12 protein-coding genes are annotated in these 14,905 nt (G+C 71.0%); 8 read left to right on the top strand and 4 right to left on the bottom strand.

What is annotated here, in order from left to right; all coding sequences use genetic code 11:
• Positions 1 to 40: 40 nt before the first annotated feature.
• Both J3P29_RS03250 and J3P29_RS03255 read right to left on the bottom strand, forming a co-directional pair.
• A complete protein-coding gene (locus J3P29_RS03250; RefSeq protein WP_210491597.1) occupies positions 41 to 583 on the bottom strand; it encodes a hypothetical protein in 543 nt (180 codons plus the stop codon).
• A 14-nt stretch (positions 584 to 597) separates the two neighbouring features.
• Entirely contained in the window at positions 598 to 1,929 is a 1,332-nt protein-coding gene (locus tag J3P29_RS03255; protein WP_210491598.1) for an HD domain-containing protein, read from the bottom strand.
• Between the two features lie 79 nt (positions 1,930 to 2,008).
• Between J3P29_RS03255 and J3P29_RS03260 the strand changes: the two genes are divergently transcribed.
• The 3 genes from J3P29_RS03260 to J3P29_RS03270 all read left to right on the top strand — a co-directional run bounded on the left by J3P29_RS03260 (position 2,009) and on the right by J3P29_RS03270 (position 4,577).
• Positions 2,009 to 2,452, top strand: coding sequence for a cytidine deaminase (locus J3P29_RS03260; RefSeq protein ID WP_210491599.1), 444 nt, complete (start codon positions 2,009 to 2,011; stop codon positions 2,450 to 2,452).
• An 81-nt stretch (positions 2,453 to 2,533) separates the two neighbouring features.
• The gene (locus J3P29_RS03265; RefSeq protein ID WP_210491600.1) at positions 2,534 to 3,544 is read left to right on the top strand and encodes a COX15/CtaA family protein; all 1,011 of its coding nucleotides are present in this window, start codon (positions 2,534 to 2,536) and stop codon (positions 3,542 to 3,544) included.
• Positions 3,545 to 3,623: 79 nt separating this feature from the next.
• Positions 3,624 to 4,577 (top strand): diguanylate cyclase, encoded by a 954-nt coding sequence (locus J3P29_RS03270; RefSeq protein WP_210491601.1) that lies wholly within the window; start codon positions 3,624 to 3,626, stop codon positions 4,575 to 4,577.
• 47 nt (positions 4,578 to 4,624) lie between these two features.
• On the opposite strand, the gene glmS is transcribed toward J3P29_RS03270, so the two are convergent.
• Both glmS and J3P29_RS03280 read right to left on the bottom strand, forming a co-directional pair.
• Positions 4,625 to 6,448 carry a glutamine--fructose-6-phosphate transaminase (isomerizing) gene (glmS, locus tag J3P29_RS03275; RefSeq protein ID WP_210491602.1) on the bottom strand — a complete coding sequence of 608 codons (1,824 nt, stop codon included), beginning with the start codon at positions 6,446 to 6,448 and terminating at the stop codon, positions 4,625 to 4,627.
• A 16-nt stretch (positions 6,449 to 6,464) separates the two neighbouring features.
• Positions 6,465 to 6,746: a hypothetical protein gene (locus J3P29_RS03280; protein ID WP_210491603.1), complete on the bottom strand. Its 282-nt coding sequence runs from the start codon at positions 6,744 to 6,746 to the stop codon at positions 6,465 to 6,467.
• Between the two features lie 160 nt (positions 6,747 to 6,906).
• On the opposite strand from J3P29_RS03280, the gene J3P29_RS03285 reads away from it, so the two are divergent.
• From J3P29_RS03285 to J3P29_RS03305, 5 genes are all read left to right on the top strand, one after another.
• The gene (locus tag J3P29_RS03285) at positions 6,907 to 7,251 is read left to right on the top strand and encodes a DUF192 domain-containing protein (protein WP_210491604.1); all 345 of its coding nucleotides are present in this window, start codon (positions 6,907 to 6,909) and stop codon (positions 7,249 to 7,251) included.
• Between the two features lie 274 nt (positions 7,252 to 7,525).
• Positions 7,526 to 10,267 (top strand): Ig-like domain repeat protein, encoded by a 2,742-nt coding sequence (locus tag J3P29_RS03290; protein ID WP_210491605.1) that lies wholly within the window; start codon positions 7,526 to 7,528, stop codon positions 10,265 to 10,267.
• Between the two features lie 16 nt (positions 10,268 to 10,283).
• A complete protein-coding gene (locus J3P29_RS03295) occupies positions 10,284 to 11,537 on the top strand; it encodes a hypothetical protein (protein ID WP_210491606.1) in 1,254 nt (417 codons plus the stop codon).
• Between the two features lie 75 nt (positions 11,538 to 11,612).
• The gene (locus J3P29_RS03300) at positions 11,613 to 13,607 is read left to right on the top strand and encodes a calcium-binding protein (protein ID WP_210491607.1); all 1,995 of its coding nucleotides are present in this window, start codon (positions 11,613 to 11,615) and stop codon (positions 13,605 to 13,607) included.
• Positions 13,608 to 13,616: 9 nt separating this feature from the next.
• Positions 13,617 to 14,819: a hypothetical protein gene (locus J3P29_RS03305; protein ID WP_210491608.1), complete on the top strand. Its 1,203-nt coding sequence runs from the start codon at positions 13,617 to 13,619 to the stop codon at positions 14,817 to 14,819.
• The last annotated feature ends 86 nt before the right edge of the window (positions 14,820 to 14,905 follow it).

Raw genomic sequence — 14,905 nt, forward strand, 5'->3', positions numbered from 1 at the left:
ACCGAAGTGATGGGCCAGACGGCGCCTCTAGGGCGCCGTCTCAGCTCCGGGGGTTAGTCTGGACCTCGGCGATGCGTCCGAGGCCGAGCAGGATGCTCACAGCGGTCTTGACGTCGCCCTCGTCGACCTGCCAACCAAGATCTCGTGCCAGTGTCGGCACGTCGCTTGTGTCGACCGGAGTGTCGTGCTGCCGCACGATTAGGTCCACTTTGGCGGCTAGAGACAGGGGCTTCTGGCGATAGCCGGGAACCAGTTCGCCGAGGCGTTTGACGGTCTCATCTATCCGATAGGCCGCCCCCGCGTGAGCGGCACGGAGCTCAGTGACGGTTTCCCGTCCCTGGGGCGTTAGCTCGTAGTGATACTGGCGTCCGGGACCCGAGGCGAACGGTGTAACGGTTTCAGTAATGTCGCCGGCGAAGGCAGAGTTACTCACAGCGTCTTCGACCGGACGGCTGTAGGGGCCGTAGTAATGAGCCCGGTGTCCCGAATCCTGCTCGATCACGGCGCTGCCGAAGTAGCAGAGCTTCTGCATCGCCGTCCGCCCGTTCACCGTACCGCCTGCCGCGTCGACGACCAGCAGCACGAGCTCTCGCACCGTCACACTGTCATCAAAATTCGGCACAATAGATCCTTGACTTTATCGTCGGTGGTGGCATCCGTCTTCGCGAGGTAGACCGAGGCGAAGCGCTTGTTGGGTTCTGTCGCATTGCGAAAGATCTCGCTCGTCTCCTCGATCAGGTCGGGTTCCCGATCGTCAAACTTCAGGAGGATGTCCTTCGGGCCGATACCCGCTCCCGGGTTGCGATGAACCGGGTTGCCGGGCTCTTCGATCTTCAAGGCTACGTGGTGCGCCGGACAGTCAAGGTCTGTTGCGATCGCGGCCTCTAGATCGGGGATTTTGCTTGCCATGCGCTCCGGATCGAGCAGCCGGCCCAGTCTCGGCCCACCGAGTGACCCCCGCATGTCCTCGAGCGACACGTGAGCGTAGCGCCGAAAGAGCCGACGAGTCGCGAGCCTTTCGGCCATGTCCCGCGAGTCGGTCGCGTCGTTCTGTGTAAGGAGGTGGCGCATGACGGTGGCGTCGTCGTTCTCGAGGTACCGTTCGAGGAAGGTCGGCGTCGGTGTTGGGCGTCCTTGGTCGACCGGTACGGTGAAAGCGTCTGCGTTTATTGCTCCCTCGTCGATGCCTAGGGCAAGGGCGCGCTGCACCATGATGTCGGTCGCGACTCGTGTCTTGTGACCGTACACCTGGCGGTGCATATGGTGCCGCGCCAGCAAGAGTCCTTCGACGGCCCACACTCCATCTGCTTCGAATCCGAGTTGTGTCTGGGGCCCGTCCTTGATCACCGTTGCGGTGTCGAGTAGGCGGTTCAAGTCGTATTTGCCGTAATTGACCCCTGCAAAATAGGAATCTCGTAGGAGATAGTCGAGTTTGTCGGCGTCACTCGGACCGGAGACAATGTCTCGGGCTACAGTACGGACGCTAAATTCTCCCTTGTGTCCAACTAGATCCGCCGCCCGCTTGCATACGTCCTCCCCAAGGGCGGCGTGAAGGTGTTTATCGCCGTGCATGATGGCTACGGAGATGGCCTCGTGGACGTTGCTGACTCCGGCCCGTATGTCGAGGACCGCTTCCGATACATGTGAGAAGGGTCCGTGGCCGACGTCGTGCAGTAGGGCTGCCGCTCGAACGACGCGCCGTAGGTCCGGATCGAGTTCGAGCTCGTCAGCTAGCTTGCCGGCGATGTGGCAGACACCCAAGGAGTGCTCAAAGCGGGTATGCAGCGCCCCCGGGTAGACAAGGTTCGTCATGGCGAGCTGCTTGATGCCCCGCAGGCGCTGAAATACCGGCGAGTCGATGGCTGCGACTTCCGCGGGTTCGAGTTCGACGAAGTTATGAATCGGATCGCGGACGCGGACGGGACGCACGGTGCTCTCTTAGCAAGCCGTATGCGGTGACGGTCGAATTGTCAGCGCTCGTTCGAGGCCTGGTGGGTACATTGCACGCATGTCCGACCATCGCGCCGTTACTCCAGCCGAGCAGTCTCTCTATGAGGCCGCTCGCAAGGCGCAAGCCCGCGCGTACGTTCCCGCGTCTCGCTTCGCCGTCGGGGCGGCAGTCTCGATGCATGGCGAAGTCGTCACGGGCGCGAACTTCGAGAACGACTCCTATGGCTTGACGATCTGTGCCGAACGCGCCGCGATCGCGGTCGCGGTCGCTCATGGGCTAGTTCGGGCGGCGATCGCCGCCGGGGCGGACGAGCGAGATCCGCGATGTCTGAATGCGATAGCGATCCATGCCGACGCACTGACTGTGTCTCCGTGCGGGGCTTGTCGGCAAGTCATTGGACAGTTCGCAGCGCCGGGCGCCCGTGTCATCTATCCGCGCGATGGGGAACTTACGAGCGTGAGCTTCGGAGACCTGTTGCCCGACAAGTTTCGCCTGCAGTAACGAAGAGCCCGCCGACGACGCATTCCCGGAGACGTGTCGGCAAGGGGCGGTCGAGACTCGTATCCGCCATCCTTACCGGCGATGGCGAACGATCCCGTCCCCGCGAACGACGGACCCCGCCGCCTGCGCGGCCTCCGCCGCCGCTTTCAGAGCCCGCCGCAGCGGATGCTGCTCGCGGCACGCCTGGCGCTGATCGCCAACATCGGGATCATGCTCACCGGCGCGCTCGTGCGCGTGACGGGATCCGGCCTGGGCTGCTCGAACTGGCCGAAGTGCGAGACCGAGGTCGTGCCGACGCAGGCGCACGCGCCGACGTTCATCGAGTTCGGCAACCGCCTGCTGACCTTCGCCGTCAGCGCCACGGCGATCTTCGCCATCTTCTGCGCGCTGACGCTGATCGTCTTCCGCCGCGACCTGCTGCTGCTCTCCCTGTGGCTGCTGGTCGGCATCGCCGCGCAAGCCGTCATCGGCGGCATGAGCGTCCTCTACGACCTGGACTGGATCTGGATCAGCGCCCACTACATGGCGTCGATCATCTTCCTCGTCGTCCCGTCCGCGCTGCTCGTCTGGCGCGCCGGCATCGGCACGAAGGCGCGCCGCGTGCACGAGGCCACCGACCGCCTGACCGGCCGCATGGTCTTCGCCCTCCTGCCCCTGGGCGCCGTCGCGCTGTGGGCCGGCACGCTCTCGACCGCCGCGGGTCCGCACTCCGGCGGGTCGGGCACCGGCGACGTCGTCAAGCGCTTCGACGTGCACGGCACCGGCACCCTGGAGTGGATCGTCCAGCGGCACGGCGCCATCGCCGCCATCTTCGGGCTGTGGATCATCGCCGCGTGGGCCGTGGCGAAGTGGCGCGGCGCAGGCGAGCGGCTGTCCATCGTGCTGACGATCGCCGGGATGCTCGTGGCGGTCCAGGGCATGATCGGCCTGATCCAGTACGGCCTGGAGCTCCCCGCCGGCCTGGTCTGGCTGCACGTGACGCTCGCCACCCTGACGTGGGCCGCCGTCGTCTGGGCCTGGCAGGTCGCGGGGCCCGGACACCGCCGCGGCGAGCCCGCCACGGCCACCGAGCCCATCCTCGCCGTCGAGTAGCGGCGGGCGGCACCCCACGGGCGGGCTACGCTCGGCGCCCGACCCTCAAGCCGTCCCGACGGCGGCCGAGGAGCAAGACGTGCATCCCCCTGCCGACCTGTCCGACGGCCCCGACGCCGTCCCTGCCGACCTCTACCGCCAGCTCGTCGCGCGCACCGACGACGTCGCGCTGGTGCTGCTGGCCCCCGACGGCACCGTGCGTTCGTGGAACGCCGGTGCCGAGCGCCTGCACCGCCGCCCGGCCGCCGAGGTCGTCGGCCGCTCGTTCGCCGACTTCCACGACCCTGACAGCGCGGCCGGCCGCCACCCCGACCTGGTGCTCGAGCAGGCCGAGGCCGCCGGCCGCTACGACGACGCCGGCTGGCGCCTGCGGCCCGACGGCAGCCGCTTCTGGGCGCGCGACGTCATCACCGCCCTGCACGGGGAGCACGGCGCCGTCGTCGGCTACGCGCTCGTCACGACCGACCTGACGGCCGCCAAGGACGCGCAGGACCAGGCCGCCAGCGCCCGCGAGCTGCTGCGCACCACCGCCCGCACCGACGCGGCGACGGGCTTCCTCAACCGCCGCGGCTGGCACGAGGAGCTGGCCCGCGAGGTCGCGCTGGCCGAGCGCCGCGGCACGCCGCTGTGCATCGCCGCGCTCGAGCTGGAGGACGTCAAGCAGATCACGGACGTCGGCGGCCGCGAGGCGCGCGAGACGCTGCTGCGGGGCCTGCGCGGTGCGTGGCGCACGAAGATGCGCGCCACCGACGTGCTGGCCCGCACGGGCGACGACGACTTCGCCGTCGCGCTCGTGGACTGCGACGTCGACACCGCGATGAGCATCGTCGAGCGTCTGCGCGCCGCCACGCCGCACGACGCCGGCTGCACGGCCGTCGTGGCGCTGTGGGACGGCGACGAGAGCGCGGTCGAACTGACCGCCCGCGCCGAGCGGGCGCTGCGGACCGCCCGACGCGCCGGGCGCGGCCGCACCGTGCTCGCGTCCGCGGACGAGGACGTCGAGCGGGCGCTGCGCCCGGACGACGAGGCCTGAGCGCCCGGGCCGGCGGCGGCTCTCGTGCCCCCGCCGGCCGTCGCCGCCTACTCGACGGTGACGCTCTTGGCCAGGTTGCGCGGCTTGTCGATGTCGCGGCCCAGCTCCAGCGCGGCGTGGTAGGCCAGCAGCTGCAGCGGGATGTTGAGCAGGATCGGGTCCAGCTCGGGCTCGGACTTCGGCACCACGATCGTCCGCTCGGCCAGCTCGGTCGGCAGGGCCTCGTGGCCGACGGCCAGGACGGGGCCGCCACGGGCCTTGATCTCGTGCAGCGTCGAACGCTGCTTCTCGCCCAGCTCGTCGCTCGGCACGACCGCGACGACGGGCATCTTCTCCGAGATCAGGGCGAGCGGGCCGTGCTTCAGCTCGGCCGCCTGGTACGCCTCGGCGTGCATGTACGCGACCTCCTTGATCTTCTGGGCCGCCTCGCGCGCGATCGGGTAGCCGCGCACGCGGCCGATGAACATCGCGTTGTCGTACTGCGACAGCCACTTGGCCGCCTCGACGATCTTCTCCTCCTGCTCGAGGATCGCGGCGATCTTCGCCGGCAGCTCGCGCAAGGCGACGATCAGGCGGTCGCCGTCGGCGGGGGACAGGTCGCGGATGCGGCCCAGCGCGACGGCCAGCATCGCGAACGCCACGCACGTCGACGTGAAGCTCTTGCTCGACGCGACCGACACCTCGGGCCCGGCGTGGATGTAGATGCCGCCGTTGTTCGCACGGGCGATCGCCGAGCCCACCTGGTTGATGACCCCCAGCACGCGGGCGCCCTTGCGGGTCAGCTCCTCGACGGCGGCGAGGGTGTCGGCGGTCTCGCCCGACTGGCTGACCGCGATGTACAGGCCGTCCGGGTCGATGACCGGGTTGCGGTAGCGGAACTCGGACGCCGCCTCGGCGCTGGCGGGGATGCGGGCCAGCTCCTCGATGAGCTGCGCGCCGACCTCGCCGGAGTAGTACGCGGATCCGCAGCCCAGGATGTAGACGCGCTTGAACGAGCGCAGCTCGTTGGGCTCCAGGTTCAGGCCGCCCAGCTTGACGGTGGAGAAGCGCTCGTCGATGCGGCCGCTGATGGCGCGCTCGACGGCCTCGGGCTGCTCGCCGATCTCCTTGCGCAGGAAGTGCGCGTGGTCGCCCAGGTCGAAGTCGTCGACGTCGAACTCGACGCGCTCGGAGACCTTCTGCACCGGGCGGTTGTCGAGCGTCGAGGTGGTGAAGCCGTCGCTCTCGAGCAGCGCGATCTCGCCGTCCTCCAGGTGGACGACCTGCTGCGTGTGGCGGACGAGCGCGCCGACGTCGGACGCGACGTACATCTCGTTGTCGCCCAGGCCCACGACGATCGGCGAGCCCATGCGCGCGATGACGATGCGGTCGGGGTGCTTGGCGTCCAAGATCGCCAGGCCGTACGCACCCTCGACGCTGCGCAGCGCCACGCGGACCGCGTCGACCGGATCGTCGTTGTCGGCGGCCGCCTGGCCGATGAGGTGCGCGACGAGCTCGGTGTCGGTCTCGCTCGTGGGCTCGATGCCGTCGGCCTGCAGGCGCGCCTTGATCTGCGGCGCGTTCTCGATGATGCCGTTGTGGACGACCGCGAAGCGGCCGCTGAAGTCCACGTGCGGGTGCGCGTTGGCGTCGGTCGGCGCGCCGTGCGTGGCCCAGCGGGTGTGGCCGATGGTCGGCGTGCCCTTGATCCGCTTGGGCAGCGACTCCTTCAGGTCCGCGATGCGGCCCTTGGCCTTGTGGACCTTCAGCCCCGACCCGTTCGCCACCGCGATGCCCGCGGAGTCGTAGCCGCGGTACTCCAGGCGCTGGAGGCCCTCCAGGACGATGGGCACCCCGTTGCGGGTGCCGACGTATCCAACGATGCCGCACATGGTCGGGTAGTTCCTCCTACGTGTAGACGATCCTGCGCAGCTGCCGGAGCGACAACGCAGGGGGCATGAAGCGCCGAGTACCCAGCTCGGCGGCGATGCGCGCGAACGATTCGTCGTTGCGCACGCCGCGGGCCTGCAGCTCGGCGTGACGCCGCCGCACGAACGTCGGCACGTCCTCGTCGAAGTACGCCAGCACCTCGGCGATGACGCGGTCGGCCTCGGTCGGGCTGAGCGGCGTCGTGCGGGCCAGGTGGGTGCGGAGCTCGTCGAAGACGGGGGCCGGCCGTGCGGCGGTCACGGCGGGGCATGCTGGCGAAGATCGTGGCCATTTGCAAGTTCCTGCCCGTTATCGGGCAAAAATGCCGCGAAATGGACAATTTCGAGTCGTGTCCGTTCCGGATCCGTGTCAGCTCTCCGCGTCGCCCCACGGCCCGCGCGGCGCGGGGGACCCTGCGGCGGTGCGCACCCACGCCCCTCCCTGCCCGCCCGGCTGGCGGCTGCTCGCGGCCCGGTCGCCGCTCGCCCGCGCCCGCGGTCTGATCGGCCGCGCGGGCCTGCCCGGGCAGGTGGGGCTCTGGCTGCCGGTCCGGTCGGTGCACACGGTCGGGATGCGGTTCCCGATCGATCTCGTCTGGCTCTCGGGCGCGGGCGACGTGCTGCGGATCGACGAGGGCATCGGGCGGGGACGGCTGCGGACGTGCCTGCGGGCCGGCGGCGGCGTCGTCGAGCTCGAGGCGGGACGCGGCCGGGCGCTTGCCGGCGCGATCCATCGCACGCCGGGGTCGCCGCCACGCACGACGTAGGGCCCGAGTCGGCCGAGGCGCGGCGCGGCCGCGCCGCGCCGATTCGGGAAACCACTTGCCTTGTGCACGGCTGTGCGGTTGACTCCCGGGCCTCGCGTCGCTGCGTGTGCGTGCGCGTGATGGTTGTCCCCCGTCCCAGGAGTACGCGGGCCTCTCGCCGTGCGATGTTCATCGCGGCCGTCCTTGACGGCCAGTCTGCCGAGCCCAGTGGCAGTCCGCTCGTCCGGCCCGCCGCCACGAACGTGGTGCCGCTGCCTCGTTCAGGAGCGCACGCATGAGCGGCCGGGTCCGAGCCGGCGCCATTGCGCTCGGGGTGATCGGCACGCTGGCTCTCCCGCAGGTCGCGGGGGCGCGGCCGTGGACGGCGGAGTACGACTGGCAGGCCGGCAGCCGCACGGGCTACGAGAACTGGGTCGCGGAGGAGTCGGTGCCCGGCAGCGGCCAGCCGCTGCCGTTCTACCGCACCTACCTGGGCGGCGCGCCCGCGCAGATCGGCCGTGGGCTGGCGATCGCGCCGCTGGGCGGCCGGATCTACGACAACGGCGACCCTGCCAGTCAGACCGGCGGGCCGGGCCTGATCTTCCGCTGGGCCGTCCCCGGCGCCTCGCGCATCACCACCGCGCGGTTCGACGACGTGCGGTACCGCAACGCCAACGACGGGCAGTATCTGCGTCTGCGGCTCGCCGGGCCGGGGGGCCACCGGGACGCCGACCTCGGGCCGGACTTCAACGAGGAGGAAGCGAACACCACCTACAGCCGTGGCCCGTACACCCATACGGTGCCCGGCGGCGGGACGTCGGCGGAGCTGTGGATGTTCACCGTCTGCGGCAGCGCGCCCCAGGGTGAGCCGGGCCCGTACCGCTGCCCGACAATCGCTTCGAGCACCCCGACGTTCGGCCGCCTGGGCTCGGTGCGCCTGACGCTCGACGATCCCGACCAGCCCGCGCTCGTCGTCGACGCCTCGCCGGCGATCGACGACGGCTGGGTGAACAAGCGCCGCACCCAGCGACTGCAGATCACCGCCGCGGACCCCAGCTCCGGCATCCAGCGAATCCGCGTACAGGTCCGCGCGGGCACCTCGGGCACCGGTGGGCGCACGCTCAAGACGCAGACCGTCGCCTGCGACCCCGACCACACCACCCCGGGCCGCGCCGGCCTGGTCTGTCCGGTCACCGCGGGCACGAGCGCCGTCGATCCTGCCGGCAATCAGACCGGCAGCGACCGCACGTACGTGGTGACCGCCACCGACTACGCCGGCAACGAGCGCTCCCAGAGCTTCACCGTCCGCCGCGACGTCCAGGCGCCGACCGGTGGGTCGGTCTCCGGCGGCGAGCTGCGAAAGCTCACCGACGGGTGGACCAACCGCGAAGGAACCGTGCCCGTCCGGCTGCGCGGCCAGGACAGCCGCTCCGGCGTCGCGCGCCTGCAGCTCTTCGCGCGCCGCGTGGCCTCTGGCCGCGCCACCGAGCTCGCGGACACGGCCGTCACCTGCACTGGATCGTGTCAGGCCTCGTCGGAGGTCACCAACGCCACGTTGGACCGCAGCACGCTGCCGCGCGACGGCCGCTACCGCCTCGAGGTCCGCGTCACCGACCGCGCCGGCAACAGCAAGGTGTTCCGGACGGGTGAGAGCCTGAAGATCGACCGCGAAGCGCCTCGTCGCCTCGGACCGCAGGGCCAGGCGACGCTCCTGCCGAATGGATCTCTCCGCCTGCGGTTCTCGCCAGGACGCGACGCGGGCGAGAGCTCCGGTCTAGGGAACGTCGTCGTTCGCTACTGGCCTGCACAGCCCTACGAGCTCAACACGCTCGACGACGGGGATGAGCTCTTCGACGACTCCCCGTCCGCCGATGAGCCGCAGCCGGCTCCCGCCCGCGCCCGTACGGCCCCCCGCATCGCTTCGGCCCGTATCGTCGATCTCCCGAGCCCAAAGGACGCTGGCCCGCGCGTGCGGCGACTGCAGCGCTCAATCACTATCCCGAACGTCGGCGAACTCGATACGTCTCGACCGGTAGAGGTGTACGTCTACGACCGAGCTCGCGGCGCGCTGGTCGACCCGTCACTTCCGGGATGGTCGGGTAACCGGCGCGCAGATCTCATCCCGATCGCCGGCGGATCGACCGGGCCCGGCCAGGCGTTGCCCGCGAAGCCGAGCAGCAACCTCCCTGGTCCTCCTCGCGCAGGATCAGGCGACGCCGGACCCCTGGAGCAGACTCCGCGCGGAGACCGGCTGCCCGCGGACTTCTCGCCGAACGGTACGGGACCGTCGCGTGGTCGTTCTCCAGCCCCGAAAGACGACGACATAAAGACCAAGCGCGACGACGGCGGCAAGGACATGCGGCCGTGGGACTACCCGCCAAGCGTGCAGGAGGATTACGGGCTCTACGACCGGAAGCTCGCCAACATCCAGCCGCGCGTGAAGCCGTGGCCGCTCGAAGACACCTGGCCGCGGGACGGACTTGCCGCTCAAGCCGCGCGAGTCCGCGGCATCAACAAGCGATCCATGTCGTTCGTGAAGAAGGGCCAGCCCTACTTCTCGATCACGCAGGTCAACAAGTCGATGGGCCGCCGGATCCCGCTCTATGGCGATCAAGCCGAGGATCGCAACGGCAAGAGGCTCCCCGTCTACAAGGACAATTCTCAGGGTAAGTGCGCGCCGCTGTTCGCCTCCCACATCGTCGGGGCGGTGTTCGGGGCTTGGGGTGACGACCTTCGGAATTTCGTGCCGCTGACGCGTGGTGACAACATCGGAATGCGCACGGCGTTCGAGACGTTCTACCGCGACGTCGTCGAAAACAATTCCGAGGCCAAGTTCACGTACTACGTGCACGTGCGTTACCACGACCGCACGAAGCTCTACCCCAAGTCCATCAGCGGTTCCCTCGATCTCGTCGAGGGAAAAATCACGGCGCGCGACCCGAAAACCGACAAGCCGTATCAGCAGCACTACGTCCGCACGTACCTGACCAAGGACGGGCGTAGCCTCCAGCCGGCCGGCTCCTGCAAGCCCAAGTGAACCTATGTCGCATTGGTTGAACCTGCTGAACACGCTGACGCACCGGGAGCGAACCGGCGGCGACGGCCCGGACTGGGCGGCCGTCGACCCCGACGGTCAGCTGCCCGCCGCGTTCCGGCAGGCGTTCGCGGTTGTTGGCCCGCAGCAGGTCGTCGTGCCGCACGCGGACGTCGAGGGCCACCGGATCATCACCGTGAACACGCCGGTCCGGCCTTCTGAGGACGGGCCGGTGTTCGACGTGCTGGAGGGCTCGGAGAACTGGCTCTTCCGTGGGGCGACCTGGCGCGTCGTCGGCGTGAGCGTCAGCGAGGACGAGGCGTGGCAGGGCCTACCGGTGCCCGAGGTGCCGGTGCGGGGCCCGGAGTGGGCCACGGTCGCGTTCAGCATCCAGCGGTGCGCTCCGGCGATGATCTGGGCGCCGCCGCACGAGGGCCGACGGGTGACCGTGGTGGCATCGTTCCAGCGTCCCGAGGCGTGGGTGCTGGCGATGCCCGTGGACGAGATCCTGGTCCGGCTCCTCACCGGCACCACCGGCTGCCCGTGGCTAGACCGCCCCAAGCCCGTGGCGCTCCGGGGTTCCGCGGGCCTGGAGGCGGCACCGGCGCCGGAAGGCGCGGGGCCCGACGGGGAAGGTCGGTCGAACGACGCATCCCCGTCACCGGGCGCCCCGGCGGTGCCGCGCGTCGAGGTGCTCGTCCCGGAGAGTCAGCCGGCGAAGCCGTTCCCCGAACCCGACGCCGAGCAGACCCGCTCCGACCTCGAACGCCTCGGCCGCCTGGTCCCGGCGCCCGAGACACCGGACGCAGCCGGCACCTGGGACGGCGTCGAACGCGCCCTGGGCGGCCCCGTGCCGCCGCACCTGCGCGCGCTGCTCGAGACCTACGGGCCTGGGGTCTTCGCCCAAGACGACGAGGACGCTTGGTCGCCGGTCGATACGGAGCTGTTGGAGCTGCGCGGCAACGCCTTCATCCCGATCCCCGAATCACAGCTTGACGCCTTCGACCTGCACGACGTGATCGGCGACGCTCCGGCCGACGCGCTCCGCGCGGTCGCATGGTGCACCGTCGACCGGGGCACGCTGCACGAACTCTGGGCGTGGCGGCTCGGAGCGGACTCGGGCCTGGCCCGGAGTGACCAGGACCATGTCGCTCGTCTGGAGGGCAGCGCCGCCGCGGTGCTGCTCGACGCCCTCACCCGTCGGGACCGCTTCGGCGACATGGTCACCGATACCGACATCGGTGAGCACCCGATCGTCTTTCGCCCAAACTAGCCCCGCCTTCTGCTCTACCGCCGTTCGGCTGGGCTCTGCGTGCCCGCCGTAACCGTCCCATACCACCGGAGACCCATGTCCCTCTCCCGCACCATAGTCGGCGTCGCCGCCGTCTTCGGCACGCTCACGCTTGCCGTGCCCGCCCACGCCTGGCAGACCACCAGCGACGCCGGCACGCTGACCATCACCGCCGACCCCGGCGAGGCGAACCGCGTCGACGTCGACGTCGCGCCTAACGGCCGCCTGGAGGTCACCGACGGCGCCGGCGCGCCGCGTGTCCTGGGGCCGGGGTGCGAGGACCCCGACCAGGAGGGGGTGGCGAGCTGCGACCGCGGCGGTATCACCCGTGTGGTGATCGAGACCGGCGACCTGGACGACGCGGCGACGGTCGGCGAGATCGGGGTGCCGGTCGAGGTCCGCCTGGGGGATGGGAACGACAACGTCTCCACCGGTTCGGGCGATGACCGCATCGACGCCGGGTCCGGGAACGACACGGTCGACAGCGGCGCCGGCAACGACGTCATCGTCGGCGGCGCGGGCGACGACACGATCGCCGCCGGCGTCGGCAACGACGAGGTCGACGCCGGGACGGGCACCGACACCGTCGACGGGGACCTCGGCGACGACACGATCGTCGGCGGCGACGGCGGCGACCAGCTCGACGGCGGCGCCGGCGCGGACCGCATCGACGGCGGCGCTGGCGACGACCAGGTCACCGGCGGGGACGGCGATGACCGGATCACCGCGGGGGAGGGCACCGACCGCGTCACCGGCGACGAGGGATCGGACTCGATCGACGGCGGCGCCGGTAACGACGACCTGGACGGCGGGGGCGGCTACGACCAGCTCGCCGGCGGCGACGGCGACGACCTGCTGCAGTCCGCGCTGGGCGGCGACCTCCTCGACGGTGGGGCCGGCAACGATCGCCTGGAGGGCGACGAGCTGCCGGGCGTGCTGCGCGGCGGGGACGGCAACGACGTGCTCAGCGGCGTCGGCGGGGCGGACGTGCTGGACGGTGGCGCGGGGAACGACACCCTCGACGGCGGCCTGGGCGGCGACGCGCTCTCGGGCGGCGCCGGCCTCGACACCGTCACCTACGACAGCTCGCCGCAGGGCGTGAGCGCCACGCTCGACGGGCTGCCCAACGACGGAATGGTCGCCGAGGGCGACGATGTCGCCGGCGACGTGGAGACCGTGATCGGCTCGCAGGGCGACGACCGCCTTTCCGCCGGGCCGCTGCCGGTCACGCTGCAGGGCTCCGGCGGCGACGATGTGCTCACCGGCTCCGCCGGCGCGGACGTCCTCGACGGCGGCGCGGGGAACGACACCCTCGACGGCGGCCAGGGCGCCGACACCCTCGCGGGCGGCGAGGGCCAGGACACCGTCACGTACGCCGCGCGGACCGCGTCACTGCACGTGGTTGTCGGCGGCGGCCGCCGCAGCGGCCAGGCGGGGGAGAACGACGAGGTCCGTGGCGACATCGAGCGCGTCATCGGCGGCACGCGCGCCGACCGGCTCTCCGCGGCCAGCGGCCTGTCGGTCTCCTTCTACGGCGGCGCGGGCAACGACCGCATCGACCTGCCGCGCATCCCCGCCGGCGACGAGGACCTCGGCGCCACCGGCAGCCGCGCGACCTGCGGCGCCGGCACCGACACCGTGGTCGCCCGGCGCGACGAGCAGGTCGCCGCCGACTGCGAGATCGTCCGCCGCGACGGCGAGCTGACCGCTCTCGGGGTGCAGGGCGCCAGCTCTCCGCGCCTGACGGTCGACGTCGCGAAGGTCCGGATCGGCACTGACGGCATCCTTCGGGTCCCGGTCCGTTGCTCGAGCGAGACCAACGTTCGCTGCGCCACCGCGCTCACCGTCACCCGCAACCGCGAGCGCCTCGGCAAGACCAGCGGCCAGGTCGGCCGTGGCCGCATCCAGACCGCCAAGGTCCGTCTGCGTGGCTCGCAGGTCACCACGCTGCAGCGCCGGGGCGGCGCCGTGCGCATCACCCTGCGCGTCCGCGACAAGGGCGGGAAGGTCTCGGCCGCCACCGGCATCGTGGCCGTCAAGAAGGCGCGCTGAGCCGGGGCGATGGACGACGCGTGGCTCGACCGGCTCGAAGTGCTCACCGGGCTGAACGCTGACGCGCCGCCCAGGCCCGTCGACCCGGCGGCGAGCGTGCCCGGGCCTGGATTGCCCTCGGATTTTCGGGACGTCTTCGCCCGGTACGGCCGCTCCCTCTTGTTCGGTCGTTCGGACGACGTCGTGGTCCGGTACGCCGAGCTCTCGCCAATCGACGCGGCGGAAGACGCCGAGGCCTTCGGAGCCGACGGGTACGCCTGGTCGTGGTTCGGTGGGCCGTGGCGTGTCGTCGGCGTGTCCCGCAGTTCCTGTGAGCCGTGGAGCGGGCTCGAGGTCCCTCCGGTCCCGTTCGTGGGGGAGTCGTGGGGTACCGCACACTTCGGCGGCATGCGGGTGCGCGGCACCCTGGTCTGGGCGCCGCCGCAGGGCGAGGTCCGTCCGACGGCGCTGCTCTCGGCGCAACGTGCCGCGGCCTGGATCTTGGCGATGCCCGCCGCCGAGATCCTGACCCGCGTCCTTCTGGGACTCACCGGCTGCCCATGGCTCCCCGGCCCCGACCCCGCGCTCGCCACACCAAGGGGTGGCGTGCGCTTGGCCGAAGACACCATCACGGCGCCCTCGGTCGAGACCCACGCCCCCGAGCTTCTCGATGGCGCACCGCTTCCTCCGCCGGACCGTGCACGCGCCGAGCGAGACCTCGCCGAACTCACAGCGCTGGCCCCACCGCCCGCGCGGCCCGCGTCACCGCCGGCGTGGGAGACGATCGCCGAACTTCTGGGAGGCCCGGTCCGGGAGGACGTCCGCGAGCTGCTGGACACGTACGGCGCCGGCGAGTTCACGGTGCCGGAGAACGACCAGGCCTTCGACGTCGGCTTCCACCCGCTTCGCGCCGAGTGGGCCGAGCTGCAGAGCGACGAGGCACTCGAGCTGTTCGACGTCACCGACCTGCACGGCACCCAACCCATCGGTCGCCTCCGCGCCGTCGGCATCGGCTGGCTGGACGGGCCCGAGCACGACCTCTGGCTCTACCGCTGCGGCGACGCGCACGGGCTCGCGCACAACGACGGCGACTGCGTCACCCGCATGGCCGGCAGCGCCGCGAGCGCTGTCCTGGACGCCATCCACGGCCGCGGGCTCCTCGCCTTCCCGCCGAGAGACCCCGACTCCGATCCCCACCGTGTCGTCTTCCGCCGGCTCGGCAATCTCGACTGACACGCGAGCGGACGGGACCGCGGACATGTGTCCGCTGTCCGCGGTGCCTTGTCGGGAGGCGAGGTGGAGCGTGCCGAGGGGACGTC

This window comes from Patulibacter sp. SYSU D01012, from assembly GCF_017916475.1.
GTDB lineage: Bacteria > Actinomycetota > Thermoleophilia > Solirubrobacterales > Solirubrobacteraceae > Patulibacter.